The organism is Geodermatophilus sp. URMC 62 (assembly GCF_052931475.1).
Window position 1 is genome coordinate 873,514 of record NZ_JBRFHY010000001.1, and the last position, 20,853, is coordinate 894,366.

Annotated in this window: 15 protein-coding genes; 3 read left to right on the plus strand and 12 right to left on the minus strand. The window is 74.0% G+C overall.

Translation table 11 applies throughout. From position 1 onward, the window contains the following. Positions 1 to 17 precede the first annotated feature (17 nt). The 4 genes from ACU616_RS04160 to ACU616_RS04175 form a co-directional block, all read right to left on the minus strand. Complete coding sequence (locus ACU616_RS04160) at positions 18 to 482, minus strand: DUF2304 family protein (RefSeq protein ID WP_446757229.1); 465 nt, start codon at positions 480 to 482, stop codon at positions 18 to 20. Beyond that, complete coding sequence (locus ACU616_RS04165) at positions 479 to 1,279, minus strand: glycosyltransferase family 2 protein (RefSeq protein WP_446757230.1); 801 nt, start codon at positions 1,277 to 1,279, stop codon at positions 479 to 481. Before ACU616_RS04165 ends, ACU616_RS04160 begins: the two co-directional genes overlap by 4 nt. Positions 1,280 to 1,612: 333 nt before the next feature. Further along, positions 1,613 to 2,713: a mannose-1-phosphate guanylyltransferase gene (locus ACU616_RS04170; RefSeq protein WP_446757231.1), complete on the minus strand. Its 1,101-nt coding sequence runs from the start codon at positions 2,711 to 2,713 to the stop codon at positions 1,613 to 1,615. Further along, on the minus strand, positions 2,710 to 3,708 hold the full coding sequence (locus ACU616_RS04175) for a glycosyltransferase family 2 protein (RefSeq protein ID WP_446757232.1): 999 nt from the start codon (positions 3,706 to 3,708) through the stop codon (positions 2,710 to 2,712). Before ACU616_RS04175 ends, ACU616_RS04170 begins: the two co-directional genes overlap by 4 nt. Positions 3,709 to 3,869: 161 nt before the next feature. Here ACU616_RS04175 and glf point away from each other — a divergent pair, with 161 nt between their 5' ends. Together glf and ACU616_RS04185 are read left to right on the plus strand one after the other, a co-directional pair. Further along, the gene (gene glf, locus ACU616_RS04180) at positions 3,870 to 5,057 is read left to right on the plus strand and encodes a UDP-galactopyranose mutase (RefSeq protein WP_446757233.1); all 1,188 of its coding nucleotides are present in this window, start codon (positions 3,870 to 3,872) and stop codon (positions 5,055 to 5,057) included. 3 nt (positions 5,058 to 5,060) lie between these two features. Then, on the plus strand, positions 5,061 to 7,007 hold the full coding sequence (locus ACU616_RS04185) for a glycosyltransferase (protein ID WP_446757234.1): 1,947 nt from the start codon (positions 5,061 to 5,063) through the stop codon (positions 7,005 to 7,007). Positions 7,008 to 7,064: 57 nt separating this feature from the next. Here ACU616_RS04185 and glfT1 read toward each other — a convergent pair whose 3' ends face one another. From glfT1 to wzm, 3 genes are read right to left on the minus strand one after another with little or no spacing between them, the layout of a single operon-like run. Next, a complete protein-coding gene (gene glfT1, locus ACU616_RS04190) occupies positions 7,065 to 7,976 on the minus strand; it encodes a galactofuranosyltransferase GlfT1 (protein WP_446757235.1) in 912 nt (303 codons plus the stop codon). After that, positions 7,973 to 8,752, minus strand: coding sequence for a galactan export ABC transporter ATP-binding subunit Wzt/RfbE (wzt, locus tag ACU616_RS04195; RefSeq protein ID WP_446757236.1), 780 nt, complete (start codon positions 8,750 to 8,752; stop codon positions 7,973 to 7,975). Before wzt ends, glfT1 begins: the two co-directional genes overlap by 4 nt. After that, positions 8,749 to 9,582 (minus strand): galactan export ABC transporter permease subunit Wzm/RfbD, encoded by an 834-nt coding sequence (gene wzm / locus ACU616_RS04200; RefSeq protein WP_446757237.1) that lies wholly within the window; start codon positions 9,580 to 9,582, stop codon positions 8,749 to 8,751. Before wzm ends, wzt begins: the two co-directional genes overlap by 4 nt. 191 nt (positions 9,583 to 9,773) lie before the next feature. On the opposite strand from wzm, the gene ACU616_RS04205 reads away from it, so the two are divergent. Further along, a complete protein-coding gene (locus tag ACU616_RS04205; protein WP_446757238.1) occupies positions 9,774 to 11,786 on the plus strand; it encodes a DUF6541 family protein in 2,013 nt (670 codons plus the stop codon). Between the two features lie 68 nt (positions 11,787 to 11,854). On the opposite strand, the gene ACU616_RS04210 is transcribed toward ACU616_RS04205, so the two are convergent. The 5 genes from ACU616_RS04210 to ACU616_RS04230 form a co-directional block, all read right to left on the minus strand. Further along, positions 11,855 to 12,778, minus strand: a complete 924-nt coding sequence (locus tag ACU616_RS04210; protein ID WP_446757239.1) for a glycosyltransferase family 2 protein — start codon at positions 12,776 to 12,778, stop codon at positions 11,855 to 11,857. Continuing rightward, entirely contained in the window at positions 12,775 to 14,112 is a 1,338-nt protein-coding gene (locus ACU616_RS04215; RefSeq protein WP_446757240.1) for a lipopolysaccharide biosynthesis protein, read from the minus strand. The genes ACU616_RS04210 and ACU616_RS04215 overlap by 4 nt, the downstream gene beginning before the upstream one ends. Positions 14,113 to 14,347: 235 nt before the next feature. Then, a complete protein-coding gene (locus ACU616_RS04220) occupies positions 14,348 to 17,524 on the minus strand; it encodes a hypothetical protein (protein ID WP_446757241.1) in 3,177 nt (1,058 codons plus the stop codon). A gap of 11 nt (positions 17,525 to 17,535) precedes the next feature. Next, on the minus strand, positions 17,536 to 18,123 hold the full coding sequence (locus ACU616_RS04225) for a hypothetical protein (RefSeq protein WP_446757242.1): 588 nt from the start codon (positions 18,121 to 18,123) through the stop codon (positions 17,536 to 17,538). Continuing rightward, positions 18,120 to 20,759: an N-acetylmuramoyl-L-alanine amidase gene (locus tag ACU616_RS04230; RefSeq protein WP_446757243.1), complete on the minus strand. Its 2,640-nt coding sequence runs from the start codon at positions 20,757 to 20,759 to the stop codon at positions 18,120 to 18,122. Before ACU616_RS04230 ends, ACU616_RS04225 begins: the two co-directional genes overlap by 4 nt. Positions 20,760 to 20,853: the final 94 nt, after the last annotated feature.

Genomic DNA, 20,853 nt, shown 5'->3' on the forward strand with positions numbered 1-20,853 from the left:
CTTTCTACGGCACGGTCTCAGGACACCCGGTGACCGGCCTCACCCGAGGGGACGACGACGTCGGCGACCGCGGGGACGGCGGCGGCCGCGGTCGCCCCGGCGGCGTGCCGGTGCTGCGCGGGCCCGCGGAACCCCGGCGCCACGCCCAGCCCGATGCGCGCCTCGGCCTCGGCGAGCGCGACCTGCCGGGCGAGCCGGACCAGCCGGGCCTCCTGCTCGCGGAACCGGACGCCGGTGCTGCCGACCAGGTAGATGAGCACCAGCGCCAGGACGTAGAGGAGCAGGTCGGTGCCGCGGGTGACCCCCACGGCGTCGGCCGCCCACTGGGTGGCGTCCGGGAAGATGACCGCCAGCACGCCGGCGACGACGGTCGCGCCGGCGAAGAGCTTGCGCCGCGCCTGCCCGCGCAGCGACGCCCGCGAGCGCAGCGACAGGTACACGGCCAGCACGAGGGCCGGCACGAGCAGCCACTTGATGATCACGACCGGCCTCCGTGGCTGATCCGGTGGGCGATCGTGTCGGCCAGGATGTTGACGCTGTTGAGCAGCGGCTGGCCCTTCGCCCGCGAGTAGTCGGTGTAGAGGATGTGCACCGGGTGCTCGACGACGCGCAGGCCGGGGCCGGTCAGCTGCTCCTCGAGCTCCGAGGCGTAGGCCATCCCGGTGTGCGAGAGCCGGATCCGCGCGGCGACGTCCCGGGTGATCAGCCGCAGGCCGTTGTGGGCGTCGGTGAGCTGGGTGCCGGAGCGGCGGTTCATGACCTTGGTGGCCAGCCGCAGGATGAGCTTGCGCAGCGGGCTCATGGTGGTCTTGGAGTCCAGGAACCGCGACCCCATGACGACGTCGTAGCCCTCGCGGATCCGCTCGATCATCGACAGCAGGTCCTCGAGCTGGTGCTGACCGTCGGCGTCGAAGCAGGCGATGTAGCGCGCGTCGGTGAAGCGCAGCGCCGCCTCGTAACCGGTCTGCAGCGCACCGCCGGCGCCCAGGTTGACCGGGTGGCTGATCCGCAGCGCCCCGGCGGCGTCGATCTCCTGGGCGGAGGTGTCGGTGCTCGCGTCGTCGACGGCGATGACCGCCAGGCCGGCCTGCACGAGCTGCTCGATGACGCCGCGGACGACGGGCGCCTCGTTGTAGACGCGGACCACCACGACCGTGTCGTCCCACGGGCCTGCGGGCTGCCCGTCGGGCCGGCCGGCCTGAGCGAGGTGCAGCTGGGGCGCGGTGCCCAGGGGCTGCGCCTGGTCCCCGTGCCCTCGCTCACCGTGCCCGTGCGCCATCGCCCGGGATGCTAGCTCCCCCGCCGTCGCGGGTCCGCGGGACGGGAGTGACCGGGTGGCTGCCAACTGCTGCTCCTCGGAACGGGTGGCGCTCGGCGCCGGGTCCCCGGCGAGGAGCGGCGCGAGCGTGTGGCCGGACGGGGGCGGCGACGGGCACGTGTGGCTCACGGGCACGAGGGGTCTCCGTCCGGGTGCGCCCCGCCGTCGGGTGGACGCGGCGACGCGGCTGCGGCCACGGTAACGGCCCGACCGGCGCGCGCGGGGACGTGCGCGGGGTGGGTGTGACGGAAGGGTCACCCGCGCCGGGTGCACCCGGACGGACGGCGGGCGCCCTCAGCTGTAGCGGGCGCCGAACCGCTCCTCGACGGCGGCCAGCAGCTGCTTGACGCGCTCGGCGTCGCCCACCGGGCAGACCATCGTCACGTCGGCGGTGGCGACGACGACGCTGTCGCGGACCCCGACCAGGGCCACCACGTGCCCCGGGTCGTCGCTGAAGACGATGTTGCCCGCACTGTCGAGCGTCACCGCGAGCCCGGCGACGGCGTTGCCGTCCTGCCCGGCCAGGGTCTGCGCGAGCGCCGGCCACGAGCCCACGTCGAGCCACTCGGCGTCGAGGTCGGCGACGAGCACCCGGCCGGGCTCGGTGGCGGCCGGCTCGAGGACGGCGTAGTCGACGCTGGTCTTCGGCAGGGTCGGGAACACCTCGGCGAGGACGGCGTCGCGCGCCGGCCCGGCGGGGGCGGCGAGGACCTGCGCCAGCCCCCCGGCGGTGGCCGGCAGGTGCTCGGCCAGCGCCTCGAGGACGGTGCGGGCCCGCCACACGAACATGCCGGAGTTCCACAGGTACTCCCCCGACGCGAGGTAGGCCTCGGCGGTGGCGCGGTCGGGCTTCTCCTTGAAGGCGGCAGCCTCGGCGACGCCGGGCACGCCGGCCGGGGCGCCGCGGCGCACGTAGCCGAAGCCGGTGGCCGGCGCGGTGGGCCGCATGCCGAGGGTGACCAGCGCCCGCGGGCGCCCGGCCAGCGCGTCGTAGGCCGCGCCCAGCGCGGCGGCGAAGCGCTCGACGGGGCGGATGACGTGGTCGGCGCTGACGACGGCGAGCTCGGCGTCGGGGTCGGCCTCGGCCACGAGCGCGGCGGCCAGCCCGACGGCGTTGGCGGTGTCCCGGGCCACCGGCTCGAGCACCAGCCGGTCCGGCCGCAGCCGCGGGAGGGCGGCCTGCACCTGCGCGCCGTACCGGGCGGCGGTGCACACCCAGATCCGCTCGGCGGGCAGCACGGTCTCCAGCCGGGCGAAGGCCTCGGCCAGCAGGCTGTGCGCTCCGCCGCCGTCGGCGTCCCCGACGACGTCCAGGAGCTGCTTGGGCCGCGCGGCGCGCGACAGCGGCCACAGCCGGGTGCCCGAGCCGCCGGCCATGATCACGGCGTGCCTCATGCGCCGGCCCTCCGGCGCACCTGGGCGGCGCGGGCCAGGTCGCCGGCACCTCGTCGGCCGCGGCCGACGTCGTCGGCACCTCGTCGGCCGCGGCCGACGTCGTCGGCACGGCGCTGGAAGCGGGCGCCGGCGGCCACGCGGCCGCTGACGTAGGAGACCAGCATCCGGGCACCGAGCCCGGCCCGGAGCGCGCCGCGCAGCGGCGCGTGCCGCCGGCCGGGGTACTGGCCGGCCAGGTAGCGCAGGGCGCTGGTGTGGTGCACCCGCTGCATGCGGTGCGGCTCGCGCCGGGTGGCGTGGCCGCCCTCGTGCACGACGACCGCCGACGGCGCGTAGACGTGCAGGTAGCCGGCCCGACCCAGCCGCTCGGCGAGGTCGACGTCCTCGAAGTACATGAAGTAGCCGGGGTCGAAGCCACCGACGGACCAGAACGCCGCGAGGTCGACGAGGAAGCAGGAGCCCGACAGCCAGCCGGCGGTGCGCTCGCGCGGCGCCTCCCGCTCGCGGCGGTAGCGCGCCGTCCAGGGGTTGGCCGGCCACGCCCAGCCCAACAGCGCGTGCCCCGCGCCGGTCGACAGCCGCGGCAGGTCGCGCGCCGACGGGTACAGCTCGCCCTCGGGGGTGCGGATGGCCGGGCCGACGGTCGCCGCGCGGGGCCAGCGGGCGGCGACGGCGAGCAGCTCGTCGACGGCGCCGGGCTCGAAGCGGACGTCGGGGTTGGCCACCAGGGCGTACCCCTCCGCCGCCCCGGCGAGGCCCGCGTTGACCGCCGCGCCGTACCCGACGTTGCCGCCGGTGCGCAGCAGCCGCACCTGCTCGTACCGGGCCGCGACGTCCTCCGGGACGCCGTCGGTGGAGCCGTTGTCGGCGAGCACGACCTCGACCGGTGACGTCGTCGCGTGCGCCAGGGAGGTCACGAACCCCTCGAGCGCCTCCCCGGGCGAGTAGGTCACCGCCACCACGCGCAGTGGTCGGCCAGCAGCGGAGGGGGGCACGGGGCGACTGTAGAAGGCGCCGCCCTCCCCGCCCCCGCAGGCCCGGGACGGGACCGGCTGGTGTGACCGGTGGGACGAGGGGGACGGGCCCGTCACGAAAGCCGCCGGACACCCCCGCTCGGGCCGGAGCGGGAGGAGCCGCGCCGGTACAGTCGCCAGGCGTGACCTCAGCCCGTCCTGACCTCGTCGTCGTCGGTTCCGGCTTCTTCGGCCTGACCGTCGCCGAACGGGTGGCCAGCCAGCTGGACAAGCGCGTGCTCGTCCTCGACCGTCGCGACCACATCGGGGGCAACGCCTACTCCGAGCCGGAGCCCGAGACCGGGATCGAGATCCACCGGTACGGCGCCCACCTGTTCCACACGTCCAACGAGCGGGTCTGGCAGTACGTCAACCAGTTCACCGAGTTCACGAAGTACCAGCACAAGGTGTACTCGATCTACGCGGGCAAGACGTACTCGCTGCCGATCAACCTGGCCACCATCTGCCAGTACTTCGACAAGAGCTTCTCGCCCTCCGAGGCGCGGACGCTGGTGGCCGAGCAGGCCGGCGAGATCGACACCGCCGAGGCGCAGAACCTCGAGGAGAAGGCGATCTCGCTGATCGGCCGCCCGCTCTACGAGGCGTTCATCCGCGGCTACACCAAGAAGCAGTGGCAGACTGACCCCACCGAGCTGCCCGCCGCCGTCATCGCCCGCCTGCCCGTGCGCTACACGTTCGACAACCGGTACTTCAACGACACCTACGAGGGCCTGCCGGTCGGCGGCTACACCACGTGGCTGCAGAGGATGGCCGACCACCCCAACATCGAGGTGCGGCTGTCGACGGACTGGTTCGACGTGCGCGACGAGCTGCCCGCCGACGTGCCGACGGTCTTCACCGGCCCGATCGACAAGTACTTCGACTACGAGGCCGGCGAGCTCGGCTGGCGCACGCTGGACTTCGAGACCGAGGTCCTGCCGATCGGCGACTTCCAGGGCACCTCGGTCATGAACTACGCCGACGAGGACGTGCCCTTCACCCGCATCCACGAGTTCCGGCACTTCCACCCGGAGCGGGACTACCCGGCCGACAAGACGGTCGTGGTCCGCGAGTACTCGCGCTTCGCCGAGACCGGCGACGAGCCGTACTACCCGATCAACACGCCCGAGGACCGCGCGAAGCTCGAGCGCTACCGCGAGCTGGCCAAGAAGGAGGCCGCGGAGCGGCGCGTGCTCTTCGGCGGCCGCCTGGGCACCTACAAGTACCTGGACATGCACATGGCCATCGGCTCGGCCCTGTCCATGTTCGACAACCGCATCCGCCCGTTCTTCGACGAGGGTGGTTCCCTCGACGGCCGCCTGGAGGACTGAACTATGACGACGATGCAGTCCCCCGTCTCCCCGGAGCGGGTCAGCGAGCTCTCGACCGAGGACTTGGCGTCGGGCAAGGGCGTCACCCTGCTACAGCGGGTGATCCTCCCTCGCCCCGGTGACCCGCTGAAGGTCCGCTCGCTCTATGTCGACGAGGACCGCACCAAGCGGGTCAAGTCGAGGTCGCGCGCCGACGCCACCGTGGCGGCTGGGGCCGAGGTCTCCTTCGCCACCTACTTCAACGCCTTCCCGGCCAGCTACTGGCGGCGGTGGACGGTGCTGAGCCAGGTGGTGCTCGGGATGACCCTGTCCGGCCCCGGCCGCATCGACGTCTACCGGTCCAAGGCCGACGGCAGCATCATCCACGTCACGGGTGCGACCACCACCGGGGAGGACCGCCGGCTGGAGCTCGAGCTCGACCTGAGACCGTTCGAGGACGGCGGCTGGTACTGGTTCGACCTCACCGCCGACGACGCCGCTCTGACGGTCCGGGACGCCGCCTGGTGGGCGCCGCAGGCACCTGAGCGCGACGCGCGCCTGTCGATCGGCATCTGCACGTTCAACCGGCCCGACGACTGCGTGGCCGCGCTGCAGGCACTGGCCGACGACGAGATCGTTCGGGACCAGATCTCCACGGTCATCGTCGCCGATCAGGGCACCAAGAAGGTCCGTGACGCGGCGGGCTTCACCGCAGCCGAGGCCGGCCTCGCCGGCCGACTGCGGCTGGTCGAGCAGGGCAACCTCGGCGGCAGCGGTGGATTCTCCCGGACGATGTACGAGTCGCTGACAGCGACCGACGCCACCCACCACCTGCTGCTCGACGATGACGTGCAGATCGAGCCGGACAGCATCGCCCGAGTCTTCGCCTTCGCGCGATTCGCCAAGAAGCCGATGGTCGTGGGCGGCCAGATGCTGGCACTGCAGGACCGCTCGGTGCTGCACACCATGGGCGAGGTCGTGGCCCCGGACAAGTTCTTCTGGCGGGCCGCGCCCAACACCGAGTACGCGCACGACTTCGCCAAGCAGAGCCTGCGCAACTCCGGCGCCTTGCACCGCCGCATCGACGTCGACTACACCGGCTGGTGGATGTGCCTCATCCCTCGCGAGACGATGGAGCACCAGGGCTTGGCCCTGCCGGTGTTCATCAAGTGGGACGACGCCGAGTACGGCATCCGCGCCCGAGAGAACGGCTTCCCCGTGGCGACGCTGCCGGGCGTGGCCGTCTGGCACCTGTCCTGGAGCGACAAGGACGACACCGCCGGTTGGCAGGCCTACTTCCACACCCGCAACCGCCTGGTGGCCGCCGCACTGCACACGCAGTACAAGCGGGGCGGGACGTTGCTGCGGGACACCTTCAAGTTCGACCTTAAGTTCCTGATCATGCTGCAGTACGCGACCGCGGCGCTGCACCACCGGGCGTACGACGACTTCCTCGCCGGCCCCGAGCGGCTGTTCCCGCTGCTGCCCACCGCGCTGCCCACGGCGCTGGAGCACCAGGGGGACTACCCCGACGGCCGCGTGCTGCCCTCGTCGTCTGACCTGCCCATGCCCTCGATGGGCGCGGTCAAGGCCGAGCGGTTCATGAAGCCGCCGACGACCCCGGCGACGATCGGCCGGACCCTCCTCGCGGCGCTGCTGCACAACGTGCGGCCACCCAAGCCGGAGACACAGGAGCGCCCGGAGCTCAACATCAGCGCTCAGGACGCCCGGTGGTTCCTGCTGTCGCGTCTGGACAGCGCCACCGTTGGTACCGCCGACGGCCGCGGCGTGACCTTCCGGCGCCGGGAGCCGCAGACGTTCTGGCGGATGCTGCGGCACTCGATCCGCGTGCACGCGCGGCTCTACCGCGAGTTCCCGGAGCTGGCCGAGCGCTACCGCGCACACCTCGGCGAGCTCACCTCTCCCGAGAACTGGGAGCGCGCCTTCACCGGCGGGGACGCCCGTCGCTGAGACCGCGGTCGACGGCGGCCCCGCACCCTCTCGGGTGTGGGGTCGCCGTCGTCTGTGTCAGGGGCGGGTGAGGCGTTCTCGACGGCCGGCGCGGGTGAGCCGTCGCCACTCTCGCCAGCCGGTGGGATCGCGGCGGGAGACGAGGAAGAACCAGCCGAACCGGACGGTCTCCAGCGGCCGCAGCCAGCGCATCCCCGGCTGGGCCATCAAGTAGCCGCGGTTGCGATAGGTGAAGTACCGCTTGACCTCGTCGGCCGGGTACTGCGCCGACAGCCGGCCGCCGAGGATCGGCGCGAACTCCGTCGTCCCCTCGGGATGGAGGTAGGCCGCCTGCGGACAAGTGCCGAAGCGTAGGCCGGCGCGCAGCATCCGGCGGTGGACCTCGGTCTCATCGCCGCGGAAGAACAGCCGGTAGTCGGGGACCCCGACGACGTCGAGCGTGTCGGCGCGGAACAGCGCCCCGTTGAACAGCGAGGCATAGTTCGGTAACAGGTCCAGGCCGGCGAAGTCACTGCGGCGGCGGCGCCAGGTCAGGCCGCGGCGGAGCGGAAAGGCCAGCCGCTCGGGGTCGGCCATGTCGGTGACCAAGGGGCTGACCTCGGCCAGCCCGTGTCGGCGGGCGGCGGCGAGCAGGGTCGCGAGCACGGTGTCGTCGGCGGGTCGGCCGTCGTCGTCGGCGCACCACACCCAGTCCGCGCCGGTAGCCAGCGCGTGCAGCATGCCGTAGGCGAACCCCCCGGCACCGCCGAGGTTGCGCTGACTAGGCAGATGCGTGGTCGGCAGGCCACTGGCCGCCACGACATCGGCGGCTGACTCATCGGGGCCGTTGTCGACGACGATCACGTGGTCGACCGGACGGGTCTGCGCGGCGATCGCAGCCAGGCTCCCGGTCAGCAGCTCGCGCCGGTGCCGGGTGACGACGACGGCGACGATGCGCTCCTCCGCCGCCGACTCGGTCGCGGAGGTCACGCGGGCAGGCCCTTGTAGGCGTGCAGCACCTCGTTCAGCTCGCCCTGCTGCTTGACCTGGCCGTGCTCCATCCAGATGGCGGTGTCGCACAGCTCGCGGAGGAACTCGTCGGAGTGCGAGGCGAAGACCAGCAGGCCGGAGCGCTCGACGAGCTCGACCAGCCGCTGCTTGCTCTTCTCGAGGAAGGCGGCGTCGACCGCCCCGATGCCCTCGTCGAGGAGCAGGATCTCCGGGTCGATGCTGGTGACCACACCGAGGGCGAGGCGCACCCGCATGCCGGTGGAGTAAGTGCGCAGCGGCATGCGCAGGAAGTCGCCGAGCTCGGTGAAGTCGGCGATGTCATCGACCCGCGCCTCCATCTGCCTGCGGGTCATCCCGAGAAACAGGCCGCGGATCATGATGTTCTCGAGGCCGGAGATCTCGGGGTCCATGCCGACGCCGAGGTCGAACACCGGGGCCACCCGACCGCGGATCTCGGCCACCCCGCGGGTGGGCTCGTAGATGCCCGACAGCAGACGCAGCAGCGTGGACTTGCCGGCGCCGTTGTGGCCGACGAGGCCGACCCGGGCGCCGTGCTCGAGGCTGAGGGTGACATTCCGCAGCGCCTCGATGACCGGCACCTTGCTGCCGCTGTCGATGTTGCCGCCGACCAGACCCATGACGGTCTTCTTCAGCGAGCGGCTCTTGGCGTCGAAGATCGGGAAGTCGACGCAGGCGTCCTTGGTCGTGATGCTGACCGGACCGGCGCTCACCGTGGAGTTGTTCGACACGCTCACACCCAGTAGGAGACGCGGGACCGGTAGCGGCGCAGGACGAGCATCGTCAGCGCCCAGCCGGCCACGGTGATGGCGAGGACGACCACCCAGTACCGCAGCTGCTGGTCCTGGCCCAGCAGCGGACGGCGGATGATCTCCAGGAAGTGCAGGAAGGGGTTGAACTCGGCCAGCCGGGCCCGTTCGGCGATCGCGGGGTTGGGGCTGTTGATGAGCTCGTCGTAGATCCAGACGATCGGCGTCAGGAAGAACGCCAGCTGCACGACGCTCTGGGTGATCGGCAGGATGTCGCGGAAACGGGCGGTGATGATGCCGACAGCCAGGGCCACCCACGCGCCGTTGACAGCGAGCAGGGCGAATGCGGGGATGGCGTAGACGACAGTCCACTTCAACGGCTGCGGGAAGACCAGCAGCATGACCAGGTAGACGATCAGGTTGTGCGCGAAGAACAGCGTCTGCCGCCAGACCAGCCGGTACACGTGCACCGACAGCGGCGAGGGCAGGTGCTTGATCAGCCCCTCGTTGGCGATGAACACCTCGGAGCCCTCGGCGATGCAGCCGCTGATGAAGGCCCAGACGATGAACCCGACGAGGACGTGCGGCAGGAGCCGCGCCAGCTCGATGTCGAACAGGCCCGAGTAGAGGATGCCCAGCGCGACGGCCGTGACCGCCATGCTGATGGTGATCCACACCGGCCCGAGGACCGAGCGCCGGTAGCGCTGGCGGATGTCCTGCCAGCCCAGGTGTCCCCACAGCGACCGCTGCTCCCAGCCGCGCCGGAGGTCGACGACGGCCGCGGTGAACGTGCGTCCGGCCGGTTGTGCGAGTGCCACGCTGGTCCACGCTACCTGCGGCCCCTGCCCCGAGCCGTCCGCGCTGGGGTCGGCGGGACCGGTGGGACACCCGTTCCGGGAGCACCGCGTGGGGTGGCGGACGGACCGGTCCCGGGTCGCTGCTGTCGTACGGTGGCGAGCGACCGCTCCCCCGGCCCGCGCGGGCCGACCGCACAGTCTGGACCTCCTCCGTGACCTTGCACGACGTCCTCGTCCCGGTGGTGAGCGCACTCGTCCTCGTCCTCCCCGGACTGGTCCTCGCCCTGCTGGCCGAGCTGCGTCCCGGCACCGCGGTGGCGGTGGCCCCGGTGCTCACCTACGGCGTGGTGACCCTCGCCGCGACGGTCGCCTCCGCCGTCGCCTTCCCGTGGCAGCCGTGGACACTGGTACTGGCCACGCTGCTGGTCGGCGCCGGCGTCGTCGGGCTGCGGCTGCTCACCGGACGACGGCTGCCGTGGCACCGGCGGGTCGAGGTCGAGCGCCTGTCCCACCCGGGCTGGCGCGAGCTCGTCGTGATCGCCGGGGTGCTAACCGGGGGCGTGCTCGCCGCGGCCGTGCTGCGCGACGGCTTCGGCCGGCTGGACACCCCGAACCAGGACTGGGACTACGTCTTCCACTCCAGCGCCGTGCGGCTGATCGCCGACTCCGGCGACCTCGCCCCTGCGGCGATGGCGCGGATCAACGATTGGGAGTCGACCTCCTTCTACTACCCGAACACCTTTCACGGCGTGGCCGCCGTCGTCCGCGACCTCACTGGCGGGACGGTGTTCGAGGTCCTCAACAGCCAGTCGATGATCGTCTGCCTGGTCGCCGGTCTCGGCCTGGCCGGGCTGCTGCACCGGCTGCGCGCCCCGCTGCCGGTCGCCGCGGTGACGCCGGTCCTGCTGGCCGGGTTCGCCGCCTTCCCCTACGACGTGCTCTGGCGCGGTCCGCTGCTGCCCTACGCCGCCGGCGTGGCCGTCGTGCCGGCGTTCGTGCTGCTGCTCGATGTCGTCCTCGACCTGCACCGGACCGCGCCCACCCTGCTGTTCGCCCTCGGCGCGGCCGGGCTGCTGGGCCTGCACCCGAGCACCGCGCTCTCGGCGGCGCTGTTCGTGCTGGTCTGGCTGGTCGTGCGCTGGTGGCGGTCGCCGTCGTCAATCGGCGGCGACCTCGTCATCCTGGCGGCCGGCGGGGTGTCCGCGCTGGTGATCGCCGCCCCCGCCGTCCTCGGCGCCGTCGCCACCTCCTCGGCCGGTGCGGACGTCGACTGGCCGGCCATCGAGTCACCGGGCCAGGCCGTGGGTGACCTGCTGCTGGTCAACCACGAGCTGCCCGCGCCGCAGCTATGGCTCGGCGTGCTGGTGCTCGTCGGGCTGCTGACTGTCCACCGCGCCGGCTACATGTGGGCCTGGCTGGCCGGCGCCGTCGTCCCGTTCGTGCTGTTCGTCATGGCGGCGTCCTCGGACGACCAGCTGGTCGCCGACCTCACCCGGCCCTGGTGGAACGACCGGTGGCGGTTCGCTGCGCTGGTCGTGCTGGGGCTGGCCCCGCTGGCGGCGCACGCGCTGTGGACGGTGGCGCGCACGCTCGCGCTCGCGGTGCGTCGCCGGCTGGGCGGACGGGTGGCGGCGGTCCGCGGCCCGGCGCCGGCCTGTGTCCTGGTCCTCGCTGGCCTGCTGCTGCTGGTGGTGCTCACCGAGGGGCTGTACGCGCCGCTCAACAGCACGCGGGTCGCCGGGAACTACCAGCGCGACGACATGCTCGACCACGACGAGATCACGGCGATGCGGTGGTTGGCCGACCACTCCACGGGCGGCTCGGTGATGAACGACGCCAACGACGGGTCGGCCTACCTATCGGCGGTCACCGGGCTGCACCCGCTGTTCGGGCACATCGTCGAGCCGCGGCTGATCCCGCGGATGGGCCCGACCCAGCAGCTGCTCGTCGAACACTTCAACTGCCTGGACTCCGACCCCGCCGTGCGCCGGGCCATCGAGGACCTCGACATCCGCTACGTGTTCCTCGGCAGCGGGTACATCCGGCCGGACTACACCCGCCTGCCGGGCCTGCGCGGGATCGACGGCTCGCCGTCGCTCGAGCTGGTCCACCGGGAGCCCGGTGTCCGGGTGTTCGCCGTGCACCTCACCGACAGCCCGAGCGCGCCTGTGCCGGCCTGCCTCCCGCCCGGGGACGACAACGGCACCGACGACGCTGAGGGCTGACCGCACGACGACGAAGGGCCGGCGCCTCCCCGCGGGTGAGGCGCCGGCCCTTCGCCGTGCGGCGAGCGTCAGGAGGCGCGGTGGCGCGGCACCAGGGAGCCGGGCAGCCCACCAAGGCCGTGCCGCAGTAGCGTGCGGACGGCGTCGGGACGGCGCCGCCTCACCGCCGCCGGCAGGTAGGTGAGCGCGTGCAGCCGCGAGGAGGCGTGCACCCGCGCCGCCCGGGCGGCGCGCGACCAGCCGAGCGCCTCGAGCTCGTCGGCGGCGGTGAGGAAGAACCGGCGCTCCTCGTCGAAGCGGGTGCCGTCGAGGGCCCGCCAGGACGAGTCGCTGCCGGAGTGCCGGCGGTAGGCGAAGCAGACGGTGGGGTCGTACACCAGCGTCTCGCCGCGCATCAGCAGGTCGAGCACCAGCTGCAGGTCCTGCACCACGTGCAGCCCCGGCCGGAAGCCGATCTCGCGGATCTTGGCGACGTCGAAGCACAGCGCCGGGAAGTACAGCCAGTTGCCGCGCAGCAGGCTGCGGGCGAGGTCCTCGCCGCCCATCGCCGTGCGCCCGCTGAGGCGGGGCTGGTAGAGCCGCTTCTTGGTCTCGTCGACCAGCGTGCGCACCTCGGTGCCGTGCTCGTCGATGACCTTCACGCCCGGCTGGATGACCGCCGCCTCCGGGTGCGCCGCCCGCGCGGCCGAGACGACCGCCACGTACTCGGGCAGCATCAGGTCGTCGGCGCCGAGGATCACCACGTCGCGCTGCTGGGCGATGGCGATGCACTTCTCGTAGTTCTTGTTCGCCCCCAGGTTGACCTCGTTGCGCAGGTAGCTCACCCGTTGGTCGCCCAGCGCGCCGAACCACTCGGCCACGGTGGGGTCGGGGTAGCCGTCGTCGACGACGGTCAGCCGCCAGTCCGGGTCGGTCTGCGCCTGGACGCTCCGGACGGTCGCCCGGAGCATGTCCGGGTCTCCGTAGAACGGGATCATGATGTCGAGCGTCAACGGGTCTCCTCGGACGGGACGCGGTCGGGGACGGGGGTGGGGCGCCGGGCGGCCGGCTCGCGCAGCGCCAGGCGCACGAGGCCGTAGGGCGAGGTCAGCTCGTGGACGGCCAGCGTCGTGGCGGCCACCACGGTGGTGACGAGCACGATGCGGCCCGGTGAGCTGCCCAGGAGCAGCAGGCCGGCGGCCTGCGCCGCGGCGGCGAGGGCGACCACGCCGATGAGCACCCGGTCACGCCGGGCCAGGCTCACCATGATGTGGACGTGCACCAGCGCCAGCAGCGTCATCGCCACGGCCAGCGGCGCGGCCAGTGAGTAGGCGCCGGCGTAGGCCGCGCCGAAGACGCCGGTGACCAGCGACGCCGGGGCCAGCGCGATCGCCGCGGCGACGACGCCGCCGGTGAGCACGGTGGCCGCCATGACCAGCAGCGCTGGGCGGCGGACGCTGAGCCCGGACTCCAGCCGCGCGGTGACCTTGGGCAGGAGCAGCAGGGCCAGCGCCGAGGGGCCGTAGAGCGCGACCTTGCCCAGCAGCGCGGCCGAGGCGTAGAGGCCGGCCTCGGTGGGGCCCAGGGTCACCTTGCCCACGAGCAGGTCGATGTTGGTCAGCGAGGCGAAGGCTCCCAGGGCCACCAGCGCCGTCCGCACGTCGGGCAGCGGCGGGACGACGGTGTCCACCGGGCGGTCACGCCGGCGCTCGGCGAGGACGGCGAGGCCGACGACGGTGGCCGCGACCATGGCGCCGAGCGCGCCCACCACCCCGGCGACCAGCGCCAGCGGGACGAGGAACAGCGGCCGGAACACGCCCATGGGCCCACCGAGGACGGCGGCGACCCGGCCGAACTGCTCACGGCCCTGGCGGCTGCCCAGCCCGACGTAGAGGCCCATGCCGAGGACCAGCCACGCGGCGCCGACCAGCCACACCCACGCGGAGCCGAGGTCGAGGACGGCGACCGCGGCCGGGGTGGCGAGCACCAGCACCGCCAGGACGGCGGCCTGCACGACGGCCATCCGGCGGGCGACGGCGCGGCCGAGGGCCCGTGCCTGGTCGTCGAGCCCCCGCGCCTCGAGGGCGGCGGTGTCGCGGGCCAGCGCGGCCTGCACCCCGGTCGCGGGCATGAAGGCGATGGTGGCCAGCCCGGTGATGGCACTGACCTCGGCGAACTCCGCCGGCGTCAGCAGGCGGGCGGCCAGGACGTAGTAGAGGTAGTTGCCGACGTGCCCGGCCAGCGAGCAGACCAGCAGGACCAGCCCCGAGCGCGCGCCCGCCGACGTCAGCACGGCGGGCAGCCGGGGGCGGGAGCGCACCGGGGCGCCGCCGCGGGAGTCGCTCACCGCGTGGAGCACCCCATCTCGCACCTTCCCCCTCCCCGGCTGCGGGCCGGTTCCCGGACCCCGCCCGGGCTCGTCGGCCACGCGGCGCGGGGGTCTGCCCCGGGACCTGTCGGCTCCCGCACGGGAGCCGGGGCACGGTCGCGCACCCCCGGGGAGCGCCCCGACTCTAACGGGCGCTCCCCTCCCCCGCCGGTGCTGCCGGACCCGGCCGTCACGCCCGGCCCAGCAGCCCCGCTCAGCCCTGCTGCACCTCGGCGACGCCGTTGCGCACGACGATGGCCCCGTGGGCGAAGTCCACCCGCTGCCGGCCGTCGCGGACGTACAGGTCGCTCACCGGGACGCCCAGCGAGCCGGCGGACGCGCCGGTGGCGACGTAGGCGTCGAGGACCTGCTGGGTCATGCGGTGCACGGAGGACGCCGCCGACCAGTGCAGGACGCCGTTGCGGAACGCCTGGGCGCTGTCCGGGCCGGCGGCGATCTCGTTGCCGGTGGGCGCCCCCAGCGGCCCGTCGATGCCCCCGCCGGCGAGCCACACGCTGCCGATGGCACCGCGGACCGGGTGGGCGCCGCCGGCCGACGTCCAGTAGATGCCGCCGCTCTGGAACGGCTGGGCCCGGCCGGACCCGGACGCCGTCTCGCCGGCGGTCGGAAAGCCTAGCGGGCCGGTGGGCCCGCCCGCCGCGGTGTAGGCGGCGGCGATCGCGCCGCGGACGACCTGCACCCGCGTGGCGGTCGACCAGTAGATCGTCCCGCCCGCGAAGGCCTGGCCCACGCCGCCAGCGACGGCGGTCTCGTCCCCGGTCGGGGCAGCGAGCGGGCCGGTGAGGCCGCCGCCGGCCTGCCAGGCCGCCGCGACCGCGCCGCGAACTGCGTGGGCGCCGCCGGCCGCGGTCCACCAGATGCTGCCGCTCTGGAAGGACTGCACCGTCGCGTCGCCGGAGGCCGCCTGCGGGCCGGTCGGCAGCCCGAGGGGGCCGGCCGGGCCGCCAGCGGCCTGGTAGGCCGTCGCCACCGGGCCGCTGACCACCTGGCCGCCGGTAGCGGCCGACCAGTGCACCGACCCGCCGGTGAACCGCTGCACGACGCCGGTGCCGGCGGCCTGCTCCCCTGTCGTCGGCGCCCCCAGCGTGCCCGTCAGTCCGCCGGCGTTCGCCCAGGTGGTGGCGACCGCGCCGCGCACCGCGTGGGCACCGCCGGCGGTGGTGGCGTAGACGCTGCCGCTCTGGAAGTCCTGCACGCGGGCCGCGCCGCTGCTGCGCTCCTCGGCCACCGGGAAGCCGAGCGCGCTTAGCACGCCGCCGGCCTCCTCAAGGCCCGCGACGAGGGCGCTGCGCACCGTGTGGGCGCCGGTCGCGCCCGACCAGTAGACGTTGCCGCCGGCGAAGCGCTGCACGCGGCCGCTGCCGGCGTCGGCCTCGCGGGCGACCGGCGCGCCCAGCGGGCCGGCCAGGCCACCGGACGCCGTCCAGGCGTCCAAGACGCCGCCGCGCACCGCGATAGCGCCGGTGGACGCGGTCCAGTGCACGATGCCGCGCTGGAAGCGCTGGACCTGACCCGTTGGCTCGGTGGTCTCCTCGCCCAGCGGCAGGCCGAGCACGCCCGCGTCGGCGTCCTCGGAGAGGTACTCGGCCAGGACCGCGCCGCGGACCAGCACGGTCTCGGCGCCGGTCAGGGAATACAGCGCGCCGCTCTGGAAGGTCTGCGTCGTGCCGCCGCCCCCGCTCACCCGGCGGGCGTCGGTGACCGGCCAGCCGAGACTGCCGGTGACCCCGCCCCGGACGGCCCACGCGTCGGCGAGCGTGCCCGACACGGCGTGCGCGCCGGTGGCGGCGGTGTACCACACCGAGCCGTGCTGGAAGTCCTGCGCGGTCCCCATGCCGTCGGGACCGGGGTGCTCAGCGGCTAGCGGGTAGCCCAGCGGGCCGGTCTCGGCACCGCTGCGGCCCCAGGCCACGCGGATCGCACCCCACACCGGCTGCGCGCCGGTGGCGTCGGAGTAGAAGACGGCGCCATACTGGAACAGCTGCAGGACGCCGCTGCGGTCGGCGGTCGGCAGCTCGGGGCTGGTCGGGTAGCCCAGGACGCCGGTCTCGGCTCCGAGACCGCCCCAAACCGCCCGCACCGCACCTCGGACCGGCTGCGCGCCGGTGGACGGCGAGTAGAACACCGCGCCGCCCCGGAACAGCTGCAGGACGCCGACCCCGTCGGCGGTGGGCACCTCAGCGCCGATCGGGTAGCCCAGCGGGCCGGCGTCGGCCCCGGCACCCGCCCAGGCTGCGCGGACGCCGCCGGCCACCGGCCAGGCCCCGGTGGAGGCCGACCAGAAGACCGCGCCGCCCTCGAAGTTCTGCATCCGGCCGGCGCCGTCGGCGGTGGGCAGCTCCTCGCCGACCGGGTAGCCCAGGAACCCGTTCTCGTAGCGCCGGGAGCTCCAGGCGTTCAGGATCGCGCCGCCGAGGGCGTGCGCCCCGGTGCCCGGGGACCAGTAGATGGCCCCGTTGGCGAAGAACTGGTGGCAGCCCCCGCGGGGCAGGCCGCAGCGGACCGCCTCGGTGGGCGCGCCGATCCAGGAGATGGCCGAGGCGTTATAGAGGGACGAGATCGCCGCCGCCCCGGGCTCGTGGGTGGAGCCGAACCAGTCGGTGTAGTAATTGAAGAAGTTCCGGTTGCCGTAGGCCGAGCAGCCGTCGCCGCTGCCGTAGCCGGCCCGCAGAGCGGCGGCGTTGGGCTGGTAGGGCGTGTAGGTGTAGAGCCCCGCCGTGGCCTGGTTGAGGACGAACACCGACGAGCTGCCGCAGGCGCTGTTCGGGTGGTACAAGATGGTGTTCCACCGGCCGGGGAAGTAGTTGCGCGGCCGGGCCGCGTACTCCTTGAACCGGTGGGCGGCGCTGTAGACCTGGTTGAAGAAACCGAAGTACAGGCTGTCGCACGGCGCGGTGTCGGGGCAAGCGTAGCCCGTCGCCTTCTGGTACTGGCTCGCCTTCGGTGCCGAGACGGTCACCAGCGACTGCTCCTTCTGCAGCAGCACCAGCAGCACGCGGGGGTTGATGCCGCAGGCCTGGCCGACCTTGGCGATGATCTCCGCCGCCGTCTCCCCCGGGAGCCCGTCGTAGAACGCGCAGGACGCGTCGGCGGCGCGGTCGGGGGTGTCCTGCGCGTAGACCCGCAGGCACGGGCTGCCGTCCGCGCCGGTACGGCAGTTGGCGCCCTTCAGGTCGAGGAAGCGCTGGACGTCGGCGGCCGCCATCGACCAGCCGTCGAAGAAGATCCCGTCGCTGATGATGTCGCCGGGCTGGAACTGGGAGAGGTCAGCCGCCTCCTCCAAGCGGTCCTGGTCCCCGGACAGGGTGCCCACGAGCAGGACGGCGAGCAGCGCCAGCACGCCGGTCAGGGGAAGCAGTCGGCTACACATGCGGGGAGGCCTCACGGGACGGCGATGGTCATGGGGGAACTGGTCCCGGAGGAGCGGCCGGAGCGGTACTCCAGTCGGGCGGTCCAGTCGCCCGGGGCGAGCCGGCCGACCGGCACGGACAGCAGTGCGCACGAGGTTGACTGGGCGTCGGCGAACGCCTCGCCGTCCACGCTGACGTCGTCCTTTCTGGAGCGGGCGAGCACCAACTTGCAGCGGCCGCCGTCCTCGACGACGCCCGGCACAAAGCCGGCCACCTCGACACTGCCGCCGTCCGGTGCGACGCCGGCGTAGGAGACGACGACCTCGAGGTCGTCGGACCGCGGCCCGCCGGTGGTGAGCGGCGGGTCGGTAGCGACGTCGGTGGGCTCGGCGGTGTCCCCCGCCGCGGTGTCCCCCGCCCCGGTGGACACGCCGGTCGGGTCCCCGGCCGACGGGGATGCCTCCGGGCTGACACCCGGGGTGGTCGTGACGGTAGTGGTAACCGCGGCCGGGTCCGGAGCGTCCGAGGACGAGGAGCAGCCGGCCAGGACGACCGCGGCGGCGACCGCCCACGCCGCGCGGGTGGCGGCCGTGCGCCGCGGTCGGGTGCGCGCGCTCACGCGTAGCTCACCGTGGCCCGGCCGGTGGCGGTGGTCCACGTGACGGTGCCGCCCTGGAAGCGCTGCTGCGCGCCGGCGGCGGTGGCCGTCTCGTCGCCGACCGGGAAGCCCAGTCGCCCGGTGACGCCGCCGGAGGCCGCCCAGGTGGCGCCGATGCCGCCGCGGACGACGTGCGCGCCGTGGTCGGCGGTCCACCAGATGCCGCCGCCCTGAAAGGTCTGCACCCGCCCGGTCCCCCCGGGACCGGTGGCGGTGGCCTCGGCCGTGGGCAGGCCCAGCACCCCGGTCACCCCACCGGCGGCCGCGTACGCGTCGGCGATGTCCCCGCGCACGATCCGCGCGCCGGTCGTGGCCGACCAGTAGACCTCGCCGCGCTCGAAGGACTGCACCCGCCCGCGGCCGTCCGCGGTGTCCCGCTCGCCGCCCGCCGGGTAGCCCAGTGGTCCGCCGGGGCCGCCGGAGGCCAGCCAGATGGCGCCGACCGCGCCGCGCACGATGTGCGCGCCGGTAGTCGCCGTCCAGTAGATCGAGCCGCTCTGGAAGCGCTGCACTTGGCCGCGGCCGTCACCGGCGGCGGCCTCGGCGCTGGTCGGGTAGCCGGTGGGGCCGGTCTCGCCTCCGCTGCCTAGCCAGGTGGCGAGGACCCCGCCGCGGACAGGATGGGCACCCGAGGCCGGCGACCAGTACACCGAGCCGCCCTGGAAGGTCTGCACGCGGCCGAAACCGTCGGCGGCGGCGCGCTCGCTGCCGGTGGGCAGGCCCAGCGGCCCGTCGGGGCCGTCGGTGGCACCCCAGGCCGACCTGATGGCGCCGTAGACCAGCGCGCCGTAGGCGGCCGGCGTCCAGTAGAGGGCGCCGCGCTGGAAGGCCTGCATGCGGCCGCGGCCCCCGGAGACGTCGTCCTCCGCCGCCGTCGGGTAGCCCAGCGGGCCGGTCGGCCCGCCGGAGCCCTCGTAAACGGCGCGGATGCCGCCGCCGGCCACGACCGGGCCGCTCGCGGCCGACCAGTAGACGGTGCCGCGCTCGAACGCCGACCAGGCCCCCGACCCGTCGGCGGCGCCGCGCTCGTCCTCGACCTGGTAGCCGAGGCTCCCGGTGGGCCCGCCGGTCGACAGCCAGTACGCCCGGATGGCCCCGCGGACGACGTGCGCGTCCGTGCTCGCCGTCCAGTAGACGGCGCCGCGCTGGAACTCGGCGACGGCGCCGCGGCCGTCACCGACCCCCCGCTCCTCGACCGTGGGCGCGCCCAGCGAGGCCGGCCCGCCGGCGCGGAGGTAGCCGCCCAGGATGCCGCCGCGGACCAGCTTCACGCCGGTGTCCGGGGTGTAGTAGAGGTTGCCGCCCTGGTAGGTCTGCCAGATGACACCGGCCGACTGCTGCTCCGGGCCGGTCTTGGCGCCCAGCAGCGCGCGCAGTGCGGGGTCGGAGTCGTAGCGCTCGGTGATCTGCGGTGTGGTCGCGGTCAGCGCCGCGGCGACCTTGGTGCGGATCTCGGGCAGCCGGGAGTAGCCGTACCGCCCCGGGCAGGCGGTGTTGCCGACGTCGCGGTGACCGAAGACGGTCGGGAGCGTGATCGTCGTCCCGGCGGGATACCGGGAGGTCCCGGACCCGCCACCGGTCAGCTGCGTCGTGCCGGTCGGGTTCACGCCGTACAGCGAGAACTTCCACGCGATGACGGCGGCGACCGAGTCGACCATCGCCTGGGGGGTGTCGACGACGTCGTAGTTGCCGATCATGGAGACGCCGAAGGTGCCGGTGTTCCACCCGCCGGCGTGCGCGCCCACGACCGTGCTCGCCAGGCCGCCCTTGCGGCCCTCCCACAACCGGCCGAACCGGTCGACCAGGACGTTGTAGCCGATGTCGCCCCAGTCGTTGGTGACGGCGTGCGTGTAGTAGATGCCGCGCAGGATGGCCGGCACCTCGTCGGCGCTGTAACCGTTGCCCGAGGCCGTGTGGTGCAGGGTCGCGGCCTTGATCGTCGACGCGTACTGCGGCGCCCACGTCATCAGGTCCTCGTCGGCGCCCCACTGGGCGCGTGAGTACACCGGCGGCATGGCCAGCGCGGCCTCGGCCGTGTCGGTGATCTCCGGGACCTGCGGGCCCGAGTCGGCCTCGCTCTCCCCCGGGTCCACCAGGCTGAGCTGGACGTCGGTGGGCTGGGCTCCCGAGCGGGTCACCAGCTCGGCCTCCACACCACGGCTCGGGCCGGTCCACAGCGGGGAGGTGCCGCCGCGCCACCCGGACCGGTCGCTGCCGGGATCGGGCGTGGCGTCCTCCGTCCCGGTCTCGGTCCACTCCCCCCAGTCGCCGTCCTCGTCCTGGACGCGGACGTTGACCACCGTGTCCGTCACCGCGGGGTCGTAGGCCCAGTTGACGCTGACCATCGAGAACTCGTCGAGGTCGGTCTGCCGGACCGTCAGCGTCGGCGCGGTGGCGCCGACGCCCGCGACGGGGTCGGTCGTCCCCTGCTGGACGTCGGCCTCGGGCGCCGGTGCGTCGACCGAGCCGAGCGTGACCTCCTCCGCGGTGACCTCCACCGGGACGGGCTCGGGTGCCGGCTCGGCGTAGACGGGCAGCACCAGGAAGGTCCCGGTGAACGCGACGAAGGCGGTGGATCCCGTGATCAGGCGGCGCAAGGGGTGAGTCCTCCGGGGTACCGGCGCCCGGCCGCCCCGCGGGGACGACCGGCTTTCCCCCGGAGGATCGACGTCCCGGCGGCGGGGCCCGGTG

Excerpts from the sequence above, each read along its gene's own strand:
- ACU616_RS04165 (WP_446757230.1), bottom strand. The coding sequence starts at position 1,279 with ATGGCGCACGGGCACGGTGAGCGAGGGCACGGGGACCAGGCGCAGCCC.
- ACU616_RS04170 (WP_446757231.1), bottom strand. The coding sequence starts at position 2,713 with ATGAGGCACGCCGTGATCATGGCCGGCGGCTCGGGCACCCGGCTGTGG.
- ACU616_RS04185 (WP_446757234.1), top strand. The coding sequence starts at position 5,061 with ATGACGACGATGCAGTCCCCCGTCTCCCCGGAGCGGGTCAGCGAGCTC.
- ACU616_RS04220 (WP_446757241.1), bottom strand. The coding sequence starts at position 17,524 with ATGTGTAGCCGACTGCTTCCCCTGACCGGCGTGCTGGCGCTGCTCGCC.